Origin of the sequence: Devosia submarina (assembly GCF_003056345.1) — a bacterium.
Classification (GTDB): Bacteria; Pseudomonadota; Alphaproteobacteria; order Rhizobiales; family Devosiaceae; genus Devosia; species Devosia submarina.
Window position 1 is genome coordinate 256781 of the sequence record NZ_PYWB01000003.1, and the last position, 14855, is coordinate 271635.

Consider the following 14855-nt stretch of genomic DNA (forward strand, 5'->3'; position numbering starts at 1 on the left):
TCAGTGCTTGCCAGTGTGGTCATCCCTGCCGGACTCAACCATGTCCTTGATGCGGGTCGCTAGATTCTCCATGGAGAACGGCTTGGTGATCATCTGCATGCCCGGCTCCAGGAAGCCTGAGGCGAGCGTCGCGTTTTCTGCGTATCCGGTCATGAACAAGACCTTGAGACCGGGACGCAGCTGCCGCCCTGCATCAGCAATCTGCCGGCCGTTGAGGCCAGGAAGGCCGATGTCTGTAACCAAGAGATCTATCTTCTGCTTGCTTTGCAGCGTGGCAAGACCGGACGGGCCATCATAAGCCTCGATCGCGTTGTAGCCGAGTTCGGTGAGTACCTCGACAACCAGATCGCGCACGACCTGCTCGTCCTCTACCACTAGCACGGTCTCCCCATGCTGGGTCAGATGCTCCTCGGTGATCTGGGGAAGCTCTTCGCTTTCTTCACCTTCTCCGTAATGCCGGGGCAAATACAGTTTAACAGCCGTTCCCTGCCCCACTTCGCTGTAGATCTTGGCATAGCCTTCCGACTGGCGGGCAAAGCCATAGATCATGGAGAGCCCCAGGCCCGTACCCTGCCCGATCGGCTTGGTGGTGAAGAACGGTTCAAACGCCCGGGATATGACGTCGGGCGCCATGCCAGTACCCGTATCGCTCACCGAAATACAGACGTACTGGCCCGGTTTAACCTCGCGCTCGCGTGCGGCATAGGCATTGTCGAGATGGGCGTTGCAGGTTTCGATCGTGAGCTTGCCGCCATTTGGCATGGCGTCGCGCGCGTTGATCGAAAGGTTCAGGATCGCGCTTTCAAGCTGGTGAGGATCGCATTTTGTTGTCCAGAGCCCACCGGCCAGCACCATTTCAAGCTGGATGCTTTCCCCAATAGTGCGACGCAGCAGGTCTTCCATCTGGCTGACCAATTGATTGGCCTTGACCGGCTTGGGATCGAGCGGCTGGCGGCGCGAAAAGGCGAGCAGCCGGTGGGTCAGCGCTGCGGCGCGATTGGCCGTGGTGGTCGCAGCGTTAAGGAACCGGTCGAGCTCGCCGGTTCTTCCCTGCGCGACGCGCCTTTGGATGATATCGAGCGAGCCGATAATGCCTTGCAGGAGATTGTTGAAATCGTGCGCGATGCCCCCGGTGAGCTGCCCGACGGCTTCCATCTTCTGTGCCTGGCGCAGGGCCTCCTCGGTCTTTTGCAGCGCCTCCCGAGCTTCGCGCTCGGCAGAAATGTCGCGGCCAACAGCATGGATGAAGTTCTCGAATGGCACGGCCGTCCAGCTCAGGCTGCGGTATGAACCATCCCGGTGCCGATAGCGGTTCTCAAAAGCCAGCGTGGTTTGGCCCTGTGCAAGCTTGCCCACCTCGGCGAGCGTACTGGCTAAGTCATCGGGGTGGATGAAATCGAGCAGCAGCTGGCCGACCATCTCCTCCTCTTTCCAGCCCAGCAAACGGGACGCAGACGGGTTCACCGAAGTGATCCTGCCCTCGAGGTCGGCAACAAGCATGAGCTCCTGGGAAATCCGCCACAGGCGGTCGTGGTCGCGCGTTCGTGCCTGCACATTGGCTTCCAGCTCGCGATTGGCGAGCTCCAGGGCGGCCCGGGATTGGGCAAGCTCCTGCCGGGCAAGGACGATGTCGTCGATGTCGTTGTTGAAGCCGATCCAGCTCATTGTGCCATCATCGGCGATAACAGGCTCGGCACGGATCAAAAACCACCGGAAGCTACTGTCATGGCGTCTGAGGCGTGCCTCCAACTGATAAAATGTGGAGCGCGCCCGCGCATCGGACCAAACAGCCTGCAAATGTTCGATGTCATCGGGGTGAATAACATCCACCCAGCCCAGCGGCAGCGCCTCGCTCATGGGCTGGCCGCTATACTCCGTCCAGCGCTCGTTGAGGTAGCTGAGCGAGCCATCGGCATTGCCGAACCAGACAATGGCAGGCGAGAGTTCGGAAAGTTTGCGGAACCGTTCCTCGCTCATGCGCTGCGCTGCTTCGGCACGGGCACGCTCCAGGGCGGACCAGGTCCGTTCGGCAACTTCCTGAACCAGCCGCACTTCAGCCTGCGTCCAGGTACGGGCCGTCCGGTTATGGATATAAAGCGCCGCAATCATCTGACCGGACTTGATCAGGCTAGCCGTGAGTACCGAGGCTGTTTCGAGATGGGCGAAGGCCTGCAAGCTCTCAGGGGATGACGTGCGAGGGTCCGTGGCCACGTCATGCACGATGAGAGGTTCGCCGCGCCGTAGCGCACCATGGATCTCAGGCCCAAAGGCCGCCAGATCATGCGTGCCCTCGTAGTGACCGACACTACCATCGGTCCAGTTCAGGCCAGTGGTGAAAAACCGCTCGCTCCCATCCACCTCGCCATAGCCGACGCGGCTGGTCTTGAGATGCTTTCCCAAGGCCTCCTGACTGACCTTGATGATATCTTCCGGGTCGCTGAGTTCGCGCAGACGCGATTCAAGGTCCAGGTGAAAGGACTGAGCGCCGATCGAGAGCACGGTGCGCGTTGTTTCGGTAGCTGCACACAGCATACCGATTACCTCGCCCCCCTGCCGGATCGGGGTATAGGAGAAGCTGAACCACGCTTCCTCCCGATGCCCGTTGCGATGCATCGGGATCAGGAGATCCTCGAACCAGCTTGCCTCCCCTGCCATGGTGAGCTCGACCAGAGGCTCGATCTGCGGCCAGATGTCGTGCCAGACTTCCTTGAACGGCCGGCCGAACGCGCCAGGGTGCCGCTTGCCCAATATGGGAGCATAAGCCTCGTTGTAGAGGAACTGCAGATCTGGCCCCCAGGCGATAAACATCGCCTGTCTGGCAGCCATCATCGTTCCAGCATAACTGCGAAGTAGCTCCGGCCAGTTCGATTGGTCGGCCAAACTACTCCACGCCGGCTGCGGAGCCGCTACAACATCATGCACTACGGCATACTCCTTGGCACTTGATGCTTTGCGGTCACCGACCGTACGGCTCAGGCGCGGTTCGAACGAGTGGACACACAATTCACCGGCAAACGAAGGGTTCCTAGCTAGTTGGCTAGCGCCCTGTCGTAAAGAGGACAGAAAGGTCAGCGATTCTATGGTCAGCACTCGGTCTGGTTTCGTCGGTCCTCATGTTCTGCTCATTTGCGGGCAGAACAGGCTGGACTTTTCGGGCTGGTTGCTTATGCATCCTGGCGGTAGGTGACAGATGCACGACATTCGCGTTTTAGTTGTTGAGGACGAACCTTTGGTGGCCATGGCGCTGGAGGACACGCTCACCGATGCGGGCTTCACCGTGATCAGTGCCGGCGACGCATCTTCGGCGATCCAGAAGCTCGAGAATGAGCATAGCCATATTCAGGCGGTGGTTACGGATATCCGGATGCCGGGGCTGTTATCCGGCTGGGATGTTGCTTATCGCGCGCGCGACCTGGAGCCGGAAATGCCGGTCATCTATTGCAGCGGCGACAAGGCGGCCGACTGGTCCGAATGTGGCGTGCCAGGCAGTGTCATGCTGCTCAAGCCATTTGCCCTTGAGCAACTGGCAGTAATGGTTGCCGAGATGATTGGCGCGAAGCCTGCCGGTTCATCGGCCTGACCAGAGCTGATCGGCCCAAGATCCTAGCCGCGGCTTTTTGCGATTAAGCAAAACTGGGAACAGCAGCGGGGAATTGTTGGCGGCGGCCTCTTGCCCTGCTACACCGCGCGCCGATGTCCAGCGCTCTCCCTCTTCTTCCCTTTGTAAAGCGGCTCATACCCAGACTTGCCCCGGTCAGTCTTGGCGAGCGCCTGCGTGCGTCCATTGGCGCACTGATCGGTATCGTCGTCACAGGCACGGTCGCGAGCCTTGCGCTGGGCCGCTCGCCCGATGTTCCCCTGCTGATTGCCCCCATGGGCGCGTCGGCCGTGTTGCTGTTTGCCGTGCCCACCAGCCCGCTGGCACAGCCCTGGTCAATTCTTGGCGGCAACACCCTGGCCGCACTGATCGGCGTGCTCTGCGCGCGCTTTATTGGCGAGCCCGTCATTGCCGCCGGCGTGGCTGCAGGGCTTGCCATTGCCGTGATGATGGCCCTGCGGTGCCTGCATCCGCCTAGCGGGGCGGTGGCTCTAACGGCTGTTCTGGGGGGACAGGCGATCCAGGAGGCCGGCTTCTGGTTCGTGATCTGGCCGGTGATGATCAATTCCTTGCTGTTGCTCGCCGCGGCACTGCTGTTCAACAATCTGACAGGACGGCGCTATCCCCACCTTGCCCCGGCGCCGGGCAACCTGCACCGGACGGCAGACCCGCTGCCGAGTGGGCGGCTGGGCGTGACGCAGGACGATATCCATGCGGTGCTGGCGCAATATGATCTGGTTCTGCCTGTTGCGACCGACGATCTCGAGGACATTCTGCATCGCGCAGAGATGCGGGCCTATGATCGACGGTCCGGCGGAATAGACTGTGCCAAGGTCATGAGCCGGGACGTGCAGGTTGTGGGACCCAAAACCAGTTTGCGCGAAGCGCTGCGTCACCTGCGCGAGCACCATATCAAGGCCTTGCCAGTGATCGACATTGACAACAAACTTGTTGGCATACTGACGCAGACCGATCTGCTGGATAAGGCAGACTGGGGCATGCCGGCCATGGGCTCTGGCCTGGGTTGGCGCTTGCGCTCTATAGGCAATTCGGACCGTGCGCTCAGGGGGCGGGTCGAGGACATCATGAGCACGCCGGTCAAGGCGGCACGGCCCGAAACGCCCATTGCGCAGCTTGTCCCCTTCATGAGTGACCAGGGCCTCCATCACCTTCCTGTGGTGGACGAGGACGGACGCGTCGTGGGCATGGTGACCCAATCCGACATCATGGCAGCGATGTTCGCCGTTGCAGCGCATGAGCCTTCCGGGGCGTCCTTGCCTGCAGCCGCCAGCAGATAAGACGTGGCAATCGCGTTGGGGCCGATTGATATCTCACCAAGAAAATATCGGAGAACTGACCATGGCCATCCAGGCGCTCGCAATACCTGATCTCGCCGGCAAAGCCGTGCTTATCACCGGAGCCTCGACGGGCATTGGCGCAGCGCTTGCTGTTGCTTTCGCCGCGCAGGGCGCGCTCGTCGGTCTGCACTACAATGCAAGCCTTGAAGCGGCCGAGACGCTCGCGAAAACTATTCGCGACAACGGCGGCACTGTTGAGTTGATACGCGCCGATGCCTCGCAGGAGGCGGAAATCGTTGGCGCGGTCGGGGCGGCACAAAAGGCGTTCGGCCGGCTTGATGGCCTGATCAACAATGCCGGCGGCATGGTGGCTCGCCAGCCTTATGGGGAATGGACCAGCGCACTCTATGACCAGATCATGGATCTGAACGCCCGGTCGGTCCTGGCCGCATCCCACGCCGCCATTCCGCATCTCAAGATCAATGGCGGCTTCATCATCAACACGACGTCCATCGCGGCGCGCAATGGCGCTGGTGGCGGTGCTGGCCTATATGGCTCGTCCAAGGCCTTTGTCGCCAATGTGACGCGCGGCATGGCTAAGGAGTTGATCCCCTTCGGCATCCGGGTCAATGCCGTGGCGCCGGGTGTGATCACGACGCCGTTCCACGAGCGTTATTCCACCAAGGCGCAGATGGATGCCATGCTCGCCACCATTCCGCAGGGCCGCTTCGGCGTGGCCGAGGATTGCGTCGGCGCTTACCTCTTTCTCGCGTCCGAGAGCTTGTCCGGCTACATCATTGGCCAAACAATCGAGGTTAATGGTGGGCAGTTGATGCCCTAGGACACTGACTCGGGCCGCTGGTGAGGCTTTATGCTTCCAGCGGTCTGGGCGGATGGCGCCGCCCATGCTGCATCTGGTTGAAGCGCGCTAGCGCCAAGCCAAAACCGATCAGCAACAAGCCGCCAACCAGAATGGAAAACGGCTGGGCACCCAAGGCCATGAACCATTGGGTGAAGAAGTGGATCGCGCCAAAAACCGCAACACTATTCACGACCCAGCGGCGATCGGCAAATACGGCCCAGGTGCCAAAGAGCACAAGCGCTAGAGCCCATACGACAGTGAAGGCCTCGCTAGGCAAACCAAGCACGCTGTCACCGAACAGGGTTCCGGCGTAGAAAGCAACATTGACCATTAGAATCGCCGTCCGCATGGCGACAATGGCGAGACGTTCCTGCAGCGGCTGCAGGCGCAGGGAAACAATATAGAGCGCCAGCACCAGTGCTGAGAGGATGACGATTGTCACCGTAAGGTAACTGCTGGGCTCCAGCATTTCGCTTCCCGTCATGATTGCAGCGCCAAGCGAAACAACGGAGAGGCTGGCCAGCAGTCCCGACATGGCGGCGATAGCGGCAATTGCCAGACCCGCCGCGAGCAGAAGCTTGATCAGCAAGCTTCCCCCGAACAATCCGATGATGGCTCCGCCAAGCGCTAATGCGCCCGCCACCATCACGATCTGAGCAAACAAGGCCCAGCGCTCGACCTTGCCGATCCGGAATCCAAAACCAAGGGCAAACAGCAGGCCACCCAGCACCAGAACCGTTTCCAGTGTGGGCAACAGCACCCCTGCCCCGATCACCACCGCAACAATGCCGAAAGCAAGAAAGATATTGCTGCCAAGGGCGGTGGTCTCTTGCGAGGCATAGGATTTGAGCCGCTCGGCTTCCAACGTCGACAGCTTGCCCTGGCTGACCAGCAGGTCCAAATCCAGCGTTACCTTCATGACTGCCCCTTACGCAAAATCATCATGCCGCATGCGCACAGCGCAACAGACTGTTCTTCCATCGGCACTTGCCGATGGAGTGCGGAATATGCATCTTGGTGTTAGCCAGCTTAAGGCAAGAACAACCGAGCATTCATGTCCCATTTATTTTCGCCTGCCAGCTTGCGCAGCCTTGATCTGCGCAATCGCACTGTCGTCGCCCCCATGTGCCAGTACTCCGCCATTGATGGGTTCGCCAATGATTGGCATCTCGTTCACCTCGGCCGGTTCGCCATGGGTGGATTTGGCCTTGTGATTCTGGAAGCCACCGGTGTTACGGCCGAGGGCCGGATCACCTATGGCGATCTGGGTATCTGGAAGGACGAACATATCGCGCCGCTCAAGCGCATTGTTGATTTCATCCACAGCCAGAAGGCGGCGGCGGGCATCCAACTGGCCCATGCGGGCCGCAAGGCGTCAACGCCGGTAAGCTGGAATGGAGAGATCATCAAGTCGCCCGAAGGGCGCGCTTCTGTGGGCTATACCGAATGGACTCCCGTTGCCCCATCAGCGGAGGCCCATAGCAGCGATCCAAGCTTTACCCTGCCCGCCGCCCTCGACCTCGATGGGATCAAGGGCATTGTTGATGCATTCGTTTCCGGTGCCCTGCGGGCGCTCGCTGCCGGGTTCGATATTGTAGAGATTCATGCGGCGCATGGCTATTTGCTGAACCAGTTCCTGTCTCCCCTCGCCAACAAGCGCACCGACCAATATGGCGGAAGTCGCGAAAACCGCATGCGGCTTCCCCTGGAAGTCACCAAGGCCGTACGGGCTGTCTGGCCCGAGGACAAGCCACTCCTCGTTCGGATCTCTGTCAGTGATAACCGGCCTGACGGCTGGCAGGTGGAAGACAGCGTCGTCTTCGCCCGAGAACTCAAGGCGTTGGGTGTTGATGCAATCGACTGCTCGAGCGGCGGCTTCGATGGGGGGGCGATTACGCCTGTTGCACACTATCAGGTGCCTTTCGCGCAGGCTGTGCGAGAGGGCGCGGATATCCCGACCATTGCTGTTGGTTTGATTGATGAGGCCAAGGAAGCCGAAGCAATTCTCGCCAAAGGCGAGGCGGATTTTGTGGCGCTTGCCCGTGGCGCGTTGGACGATCCGAACTGGGCCCTTCATGCCAACCACATACTGGGAGAGACGGGCTACACGCTCTGGCCTGTGCAAACCAACCGCGTTGAAGGTCTGGACCGTTCACTCAAGCGCCGTGGCTTTGCCAGCTGAGGCCCTCAAAAATACCGCATTCGCAATGCCAGTTCGGCATTGCGAATGGCCGTGAGATAGCGCCGGCATGGAGGAGCACCAATGGATACCAAGGCTGCAATCCTGGCGCTACTGAGTGTGTGGGGTGTTGGAACCGGCGCCACTCTCGCTCTTGCCTTGGCGCGAGAGAGTAAAGCTTCCGAGGTAGACAAGCACGAGCGCAGCAATCCCCTGCTCAACAAGGTCTGGGTGCGATCCGATGCCGACGAGGCGCTGCCTGGCCCCATGCAGATATTCCTAGCCGATGGCACGCTTGTGAGCGACAGCTGCTGGGAAACCTACCGCCTCTCCAAATGGCAGCAGGTTTCACCGCACGCGATCAGTTGGGACGAGGATGGCATGACCATCAGCGCCGATATCGCCAGCGTCAGCGACGATGAACTCGTGCTGAGTCTCAAGCTGGGCAGCCAGGTGCAGGAACAGCGCTTCGTTTCTGCCAAAGTTCCCTATGTCTGCCCCGATATGGAAACCTAATCGCTTCGCCGCCCCTAGAGAATGACCTGTGTGCCGATCTCCACCACGCGTCCTGTTGGAATGTGAAAGTATTCGGTCGCATCGCTGGCATTGCGCGCTAGCCGGGCAAAGAGGCGATCCTGCCAGTAGCGCAGGACATGACCCGGCTTAGCACCTGTCTTGAGCGAGCGCCGGGACAGGAAGAACGAGGTCGACATGATGTCGAACTTCCAGCCGAGCTTGCGGCCAAGGGCCAGCGCCTTGGGAATGTTTGGCGTTTCCATATAGCCAAAGGTCACCACGACGCGGCTGAACAACTCGTTATAGGCGTCGATCGTCACCTTCTCGTCGTCCGGCACGCGGGGAGACACTGACGTGCGCACGGTGAGAATAACGTTCTGCTCGTGCAGTACCTTGTAGTGCTTGAGGCTGTGGAGCAGCGCTGTTGGCGCGCCCTCGATGTCACTGGTCAGAAAAACCGCCGTTCCGGGAACAAGGGTCGGCTTTTTCTTGGACAGATTGTCGACCAGGAACTGCAAGGGAACCTCGTCGCGCCGCGTTTTTTCCGCCAGCCGCTTGCGGCCCCCCACCCAGCTCGCCATCAGGATCGCAACCACGGCCGCGACCAGCGCCGGAACCCAGCCGCCTTGAAACAGCTTGGACGCATTGGCGGCGAAAAAGAAGCCGTCAATCGTCCCGAACACGATGCCGAAGGCGATCACGGCAAGCGGATGCCATTTCCAGTTCCGCCACATGACTATTACCAGGAGCATCAGCGTCACCACCATGACCCCAGAAACAGCAATGCCATAGGCATGTGACAAGGCCGCGGACGTTCTGAAGGATAGCACCAGGACCAGCACGCCGATCATCAGCATGGCGTTGATCTGCGGCATGTAGATCTGCCCGCTCTGGGTTTCGGAAGTGTGTTGCACCACCATGCGCGGCAGCAGATTGAGCGCGATGGCCTGCTGCGCCAAGCTGAACATGCCCGAGATCACCGCCTGGCTGGCAATGATCGTAGCCATGGTAGCCAGGCCAACAAAGGGCAGCAGCGCCCATTCCGGCTGCATCTCGAAAAACGGGCTCTCGACATTTTCCGGCCCGACGCTGAGTACGAACGCGCCCTGCCCGAAATAGTTGAGCAGCAGGCAGGGGAACACCAGCCCGAACCAGGCCAGAACAATTGGCCGGCGTCCAAAATGACCCAAATCGACGTAAAGAGCTTCGGCACCGGTAACTGCAAGGAACACGGCACCGGCAACCACAAAAGCAAGCCCTGCATGGGTCGCCAGAAATTCGATGCCCAGCCAGGGATTGAGCGCCAGGAGGACCGACGGGTACTGCAATATATGGGCAAGACCAGAGATACCCAGGACCAGGAACCAGATTGCCGTGATCGGACCAAACACAATGGACACCTTGGCCGTGCCAAATCGCTGCACCGCAAAGATGCCGACAATCAGCACCAGCGTAATCGGAATAACAAAGCGGGTAAGCCTAGGGGCGACGACTTCCAGCCCTTCAACGGCCGAAAGCACCGAAACAGCAGGCGTGATGATCGCATCGCCAAAAAACAGTGCAGCGCCAATAACGCCGAGCCCAGTCACCCAGCCCGGAGCGTTGGTGAATGCCTTGCGCGCCAGGGCGACCAGAGAGAGCGTGCCACCCTCGCCGTTATTGTCGGCCTTGGTGACAAAGAACACATATTTGACCGCAACCGTCAGTGTCAGCGCCCAGACAATCAGGGACAGGAGCCCCAGGATCTCGGCACTGGTCGAGCTTGCTCCGGGGCGAATGTGCATCGCCTCGCGGAAGGCGTAGATCGGGCTGGTACCGATATCTCCGTAGACGACGCCCAGGGCACCAAGTGTCAACAGGGAGAGATCTTTTCGGGAGGAAGGATGGTGAAGCTGGCTCGCATCGACACCGGCGCTGTGGGTACCGGCCGTATTCGTCTGCGTCATGAACCTGATGCTTTCATGGGACTTGGGCGGGCGCCGCTATACACCCGGCCGATGCCCCATACAACACCTTGTCCTCGCAATGGTTCAAACGGCTTGGGGCCGCTCCTTGCGGAGAGGCCCCATCCATCTGCCAGATTTTGGAGGTCTTGGGCAGGTTTATTCGGCGGCCTGTGCGGCAACAGCAGATTCTTCACGGGCTGACTTGGTTGCCTTGCCCCACCAGATCAGCTGATCGAGCATGTCGTTAGCGCTTGGGCCGATCGAGCCTTCGATCTCGCTGAAGGCCTTGTTCTGCTGGCCCAGCGGATGCACGGCGAAGAAGTCGCTGCCGCCGATGTGGACGGCCGAGCGCGTGGACACCATCTGCATTTCAACGCCAATACCACGCAGGTGTTCGGCTGCGCGTGTGGCACCCACCGAGCCATAACCCACAATACCAAAGGGCTTGCGGTTCCATTCATTGTAGGCCTGATCGATCGCGTTCTTCAGCGCGCCGGTGATCGAACGGTTATATTCGGCAAGCACGAAGATAAAGCCGTCAAACTCGCCAATCTTGTTCTGCCAGGCAACAGCGCGCGGGTCGCTCGACGGCATCCAAAGATTAGACGCCATTTCGTTGAAGAAGGGCAGATCAAAGCTCCGGATGTCGACCAGTTCGGCTTCGATTTCGGGGCGCGCATTGGCCTTGTCGAGGATCCACTGCGCCGGCTTGTCGCCGAAGCGGCTGTCGCGGGTAGACGAGATAATTACGGCAATCTTCAATTTAGACATTCCAGCCTCTTGGTAACATTTAATAACTAAGGCGATTTAAGTGCCTCCTGATACCAATAACAAGGAGGCACCTTTTTGTTCTGCGGCACCACAGCCCCGCCTAGGGCACATCGGTGTAAGTATCGGAAAAGACGAGGAAAGCTCGTGTGTCGCGAGGTTTGCGGAGCCCCAGCGAACAAGCGGTCAAAAGCCGAAGACACACTGTTCGCTTTTCACACACCGATCAGATCGGTGCACACATTGGCAACGTGCGTGAGACGAAGCAGTTCATTCTGGGCCTAAGGGCAAACTGGTGATCAGCCTTCCAGAACGCCCCGGTATTGCCGTACTGCTTCGGCAAAGCCCCAAAGCAAGGCATCCGCAGTTATGCCATGGCCGATCGAAACCTCATCAACGCCGGGAACGGCTGCCTGAAATGCCGGCAGATTGTTCAGCGTCAAATCGTGACCTGCATTGACACCGAGCCCCGCCTCTTGGGCAGCTCGAGCCGTTTCAGCCAAGGCCACCAACTCGACCCTTGCCCTTTCAGGGTCCGCATAGCAACCGCCATAAGGCCCGGTATAGAGCTCGATACGGTCCGCACCGGTCTGCTTGGCAGCTGCGACGCCCCTTGCGCCCGCATCGGGATCGCAGAACAGCGAAATGCGCCGCCCGGGTGATCTGATCTGCTTCACTACGCCGAGGAGGAACTCGCCCTGTCTGTCGAAATCCCAGCCGTGGTCCGAAGTGGCCTGGGCGGGATCATCGGGCACCAATGTCACCTGGTGCGGACTGACATCATCGATCAGCGAGAAGAAATCCTCGCTCGGAAAGCCTTCGATGTTGTACTCGGCGCCCGGGTACTCATCTGCCAACACCGCCGCTAGATCGAACACATCGCTCCTGCGAATGTGCCGCTCGTCAGGCCGAGGGTGGATGGTGATGCCGCTTGCACCCGCATCCAGCACGACGCGCGCAATGCCAACCACGCTGGGCCAGGGCAGATTGCGCCGGTTGCGCAATTGAGCCACGGCATTGAGGTTCACGGATAGCACGGTCATGCTTTTGGTTCTTTCCGAAGGGCCTTAGCCCGCTTTACATGCTCTGCGGCCCACGTGAAATAGCGGCCAGGCCGGTGCGGACCACTTCAACCAGGCCGAGCGGCTGCATCAGGGTGATGAAGCTGTCGATCTTGGCAGGCTTGCCGGTCACCTCAAACACAAAGCTTTCGACCGTCGCATCCACGATCTGCGCGCGGAAAGCATCGGCAAGGCGCAGGGTCTCGGCGCGGTGATCGCCTGAGCCCGCGACCTTGATCAGGGCCAGTTCGCGCTCGAGCGAAGCGCCTTCCGCGGTTAGATCATGCACCTTGTGAACAGGCACAAGCCGCTCGAGCTGCAGCTTGATCTGCACCAGCACCTTGGGCGTGGCAGTGACAACAACAGTGATGCGACTAAGTCGGCGGCCGTGTTCGGTCTCGCTGACGGTCAGGCTCTCGATATTGTAGCCGCGAGCAGAGAAAAGACCCACGACGCGGGCGAGGATGCCCGGTTCGTTGTCGACGAGCACCGAAAGCGTGTGCCGCTCGATTTCCTGGGTTTCGCTAGTGATGAAATAGGCCGAGCCGGTCGGCTGCAGATGTGCGTTCATTGTTATGTTCCTCCGCAGCGCTTAAACCAGCGCCCTTCCCTTTTCATCGATGATGGAGCCGATATTGGCGGTATCGGGCAGGATGATTTCGTTGTGTGGCTTGCCCGAGGGGATCATGGGGAGGCAGTTCTCATCTTTCTCCACGATCACGTCGAACAGCACCGGGCCGTCATAGTCGAGCATCTCGGCAATGGCCGCATCGAGTTCTGCGGGGTTCTCGCAGCGGATTCCCTTGCCCCCATAAGCCTCGGCGAGCTTAACGAAATCAGGCAGCGACTCCGAATAGGAGTGGGCGTAGCGCGAGCCATGCAGCAGGTCCTGCCACTGGCGAACCATGCCCATCCGCTCATTGTTGAGGATGAAGATCTTGATCGGCAGTCGGTACTGCACGGCCGTCGAGAGCTCCTGCATGGTCATCTGCACACTGGCTTCGCCGGCGATATCAATGACCAGCGCATCGGGGTGCGCCACCTGTACGCCCACGGCGGCAGGCAAGCCATAGCCCATGGTGCCCAGGCCACCTGAGGTCATCCAGCGATTGGGCTTATCGAAGTGGAAGTGCTGCGCAGCCCACATCTGGTGCTGCCCCACTTCGGTGGTGATGAAGACGTCCTTGCCTTGCTTGCGAGTGGCCTCATAGAGCCGCTCGATTGCATATTGCGGCTTGATCACGGTGTCGGAGTTCTTGTAGCCGAGCGAATTGACCGCACGCCATGTTGCGATCTCTGCCCACCATGGTGCAATGGCTTCCGTGCGGGGCTGGTTGGTCTTGCTCCGCCACACACGCACCATTTCGGCCAGCACACGACCACAATCGCCAACGATTGGCACATCCACGCGCACCACCTTGTTGATCGACGACGGATCGATATCGACATGGATCTTGCGGCTATTGGGCGAAAAGGCGTCGACGCGGCCGGTGATGCGGTCATCGAAGCGCGCACCGATATTGATCATCACATCGCAATCATGCATCGCAAGATTGGCTTCGTAGGTGCCGTGCATGCCCAGCATGCCCATCCATTGCGGATGAGAGGCGGGGAAGGCGCCAAGTCCCATCAGGGTTGATGTGACCGGAAAGCCAGTTAGTTCAGCCAGCTCGCGCAGGTGCTCGGACGCTTCCGTGCCGGCATTGATCACACCTCCTCCGGTATAAAAAATGGGCCGCTCGGCCTTGAGCATAAGATCCACTGCAGCTTCGATCGCCGCCGCGTCGCCATCGACCTGCGGGCGATAGCTCTGGTGGCGCAGGGTTACCGAGTCCGGCTTGTAGTATTCGCCCACCGCGAACTGAACGTCTTTGGGGATGTCGATCACCACCGGGCCTGGACGGCCAGTTGTCGCGATCAGGAAGGCCTCGTGCATGATACGCGGTAGGTCTTCCACGCGCTTAACGAGGTAATTGTACTTTGTGCAGGAGCGGGTAATACCGACCGTGTCGCATTCCTGGAAGGCGTCCGAGCCGATCAATGTAGTGGGCACCTGAGCCGTGATGCAGACCAGGGGGATGGAGTCCATTAGGGCATCGGTAAGACCGGTAACCGCATTGGTGGCGCCGGGGCCCGAGGTCACCAGGACCACGCCAGGCTTGCCAGTGGAGCGGGCATAGCCCTCGGCCATATGCGTCGCGCCCTGCTCGTGCCGAACAAGAATATGCTGCACGAAATCCTGCTGGAACATCGCGTCATAGATCGGCAAGGCCGCGCCGCCCGGATAGCCAAAGATGTGCTCTACGCCCTGATCGGTCAGCGCTTGGATCACCATTTCCGCGCCGGTCATCTTCTCGGCCATTGTTCTAGTCCTTCCCTAGGTCTTCCTGTTCGGGGCCCAATCTCGACGAAGCGAAAACCGGGCAATAAAAAAGGCCCCGTTCGGGACCTTGTTTTCGGCGCACCAGCTATCGCGCGGGATCTTATCCCACGGTGCCGATGCGCCTACGTACTACGAGAATGAGTGCCCGCACAGGACCGCTCCAAACCAAAATTATCGGCCGCATTGATAGGAGCAAGCAGGTTCAGGTGTCAAGGGGCGCCTGAACTCATGATTGTGATCAATG

General features: G+C 59.9%; 12 protein-coding genes. 5 read left to right on the forward strand and 7 right to left on the reverse strand.

The window, feature by feature from the left end; genetic code table 11:
• Complete coding sequence (locus DDE77_RS05930) at positions 1-2826, reverse strand: PAS domain S-box protein (RefSeq protein ID WP_170116485.1); 2826 nt, start codon at positions 2824-2826, stop codon at positions 1-3.
• 364 nt (positions 2827-3190) lie between these two features.
• Here DDE77_RS05930 and DDE77_RS05935 point away from each other — a divergent pair, with 364 nt between their 5' ends.
• From DDE77_RS05935 to DDE77_RS05945, 3 genes are all read left to right on the forward strand, one after another.
• The gene (locus DDE77_RS05935; protein WP_108396513.1) at positions 3191-3580 is read left to right on the forward strand and encodes a response regulator; all 390 of its coding nucleotides are present in this window, start codon (positions 3191-3193) and stop codon (positions 3578-3580) included.
• 113 nt (positions 3581-3693) lie between these two features.
• Entirely contained in the window at positions 3694-4896 is a 1203-nt protein-coding gene (locus tag DDE77_RS05940) for an HPP family protein (protein ID WP_108396514.1), read from the forward strand.
• Between the two features lie 46 nt (positions 4897-4942).
• On the forward strand, positions 4943-5737 hold the full coding sequence (locus DDE77_RS05945) for an SDR family NAD(P)-dependent oxidoreductase (protein ID WP_425430729.1): 795 nt from the start codon (positions 4943-4945) through the stop codon (positions 5735-5737).
• 28 nt (positions 5738-5765) lie between these two features.
• Here the strand turns inward: DDE77_RS05945 and DDE77_RS05950 are convergent, their stop codons facing one another.
• Positions 5766-6677 carry a hypothetical protein gene (locus DDE77_RS05950; protein ID WP_108396516.1) on the reverse strand — a complete coding sequence of 304 codons (912 nt, stop codon included), beginning with the start codon at positions 6675-6677 and terminating at the stop codon, positions 5766-5768.
• A 135-nt stretch (positions 6678-6812) separates the two neighbouring features.
• Between DDE77_RS05950 and DDE77_RS05955 the strand changes: the two genes are divergently transcribed.
• A complete protein-coding gene (locus DDE77_RS05955; RefSeq protein ID WP_108396517.1) occupies positions 6813-7940 on the forward strand; it encodes an NADH:flavin oxidoreductase/NADH oxidase in 1128 nt (375 codons plus the stop codon).
• 81 nt (positions 7941-8021) lie between these two features.
• Positions 8022-8453, forward strand: coding sequence for a hypothetical protein (locus DDE77_RS05960; protein WP_108396518.1), 432 nt, complete (start codon positions 8022-8024; stop codon positions 8451-8453).
• 14 nt (positions 8454-8467) lie between these two features.
• On the opposite strand, the gene DDE77_RS05965 is transcribed toward DDE77_RS05960, so the two are convergent.
• The 5 genes from DDE77_RS05965 to DDE77_RS05985 all read right to left on the reverse strand — a co-directional run bounded on the left by DDE77_RS05965 (position 8468) and on the right by DDE77_RS05985 (position 14590).
• Positions 8468-10399 (reverse strand): potassium transporter Kup, encoded by a 1932-nt coding sequence (locus tag DDE77_RS05965; RefSeq protein ID WP_108396519.1) that lies wholly within the window; start codon positions 10397-10399, stop codon positions 8468-8470.
• A 156-nt stretch (positions 10400-10555) separates the two neighbouring features.
• Complete coding sequence (locus tag DDE77_RS05970; protein WP_108396520.1) at positions 10556-11170, reverse strand: NADPH-dependent FMN reductase; 615 nt, start codon at positions 11168-11170, stop codon at positions 10556-10558.
• 296 nt (positions 11171-11466) lie between these two features.
• Positions 11467-12210, reverse strand: a complete 744-nt coding sequence (locus DDE77_RS05975) for a pyridoxine 5'-phosphate synthase (RefSeq protein WP_108396521.1) — start codon at positions 12208-12210, stop codon at positions 11467-11469.
• Positions 12211-12244: 34 nt separating this feature from the next.
• Positions 12245-12799 carry an acetolactate synthase small subunit gene (ilvN, locus tag DDE77_RS05980; RefSeq protein ID WP_108396522.1) on the reverse strand — a complete coding sequence of 185 codons (555 nt, stop codon included), beginning with the start codon at positions 12797-12799 and terminating at the stop codon, positions 12245-12247.
• 21 nt (positions 12800-12820) lie between these two features.
• A complete protein-coding gene (locus tag DDE77_RS05985; protein WP_108396523.1) occupies positions 12821-14590 on the reverse strand; it encodes an acetolactate synthase 3 large subunit in 1770 nt (589 codons plus the stop codon).
• Positions 14591-14855: the final 265 nt, after the last annotated feature.

What these genes read in the sequence shown, in the direction of transcription:
- DDE77_RS05930 (WP_170116485.1), bottom strand. Translation starts at nt 2,826, where the DNA reads ATGGCTGCCAGACAGGCGATGTTTATCGCCTGGGGGCCAGATCTGCAG.
- DDE77_RS05935 (WP_108396513.1), top strand. Translation starts at nt 3,191, where the DNA reads ATGCACGACATTCGCGTTTTAGTTGTTGAGGACGAACCTTTGGTGGCC.
- DDE77_RS05940 (WP_108396514.1), top strand. Translation starts at nt 3,694, where the DNA reads ATGTCCAGCGCTCTCCCTCTTCTTCCCTTTGTAAAGCGGCTCATACCC.
- DDE77_RS05950 (WP_108396516.1), bottom strand. Translation starts at nt 6,677, where the DNA reads ATGAAGGTAACGCTGGATTTGGACCTGCTGGTCAGCCAGGGCAAGCTG.
- DDE77_RS05955 (WP_108396517.1), top strand. Translation starts at nt 6,813, where the DNA reads ATGTCCCATTTATTTTCGCCTGCCAGCTTGCGCAGCCTTGATCTGCGC.
- DDE77_RS05960 (WP_108396518.1), top strand. Translation starts at nt 8,022, where the DNA reads ATGGATACCAAGGCTGCAATCCTGGCGCTACTGAGTGTGTGGGGTGTT.
- DDE77_RS05965 (WP_108396519.1), bottom strand. Translation starts at nt 10,399, where the DNA reads ATGACGCAGACGAATACGGCCGGTACCCACAGCGCCGGTGTCGATGCG.
- DDE77_RS05970 (WP_108396520.1), bottom strand. Translation starts at nt 11,170, where the DNA reads ATGTCTAAATTGAAGATTGCCGTAATTATCTCGTCTACCCGCGACAGC.
- DDE77_RS05975 (WP_108396521.1), bottom strand. Translation starts at nt 12,210, where the DNA reads ATGACCGTGCTATCCGTGAACCTCAATGCCGTGGCTCAATTGCGCAAC.
- ilvN (WP_108396522.1), bottom strand. Translation starts at nt 12,799, where the DNA reads ATGAACGCACATCTGCAGCCGACCGGCTCGGCCTATTTCATCACTAGC.
- DDE77_RS05985 (WP_108396523.1), bottom strand. Translation starts at nt 14,590, where the DNA reads ATGGCCGAGAAGATGACCGGCGCGGAAATGGTGATCCAAGCGCTGACC.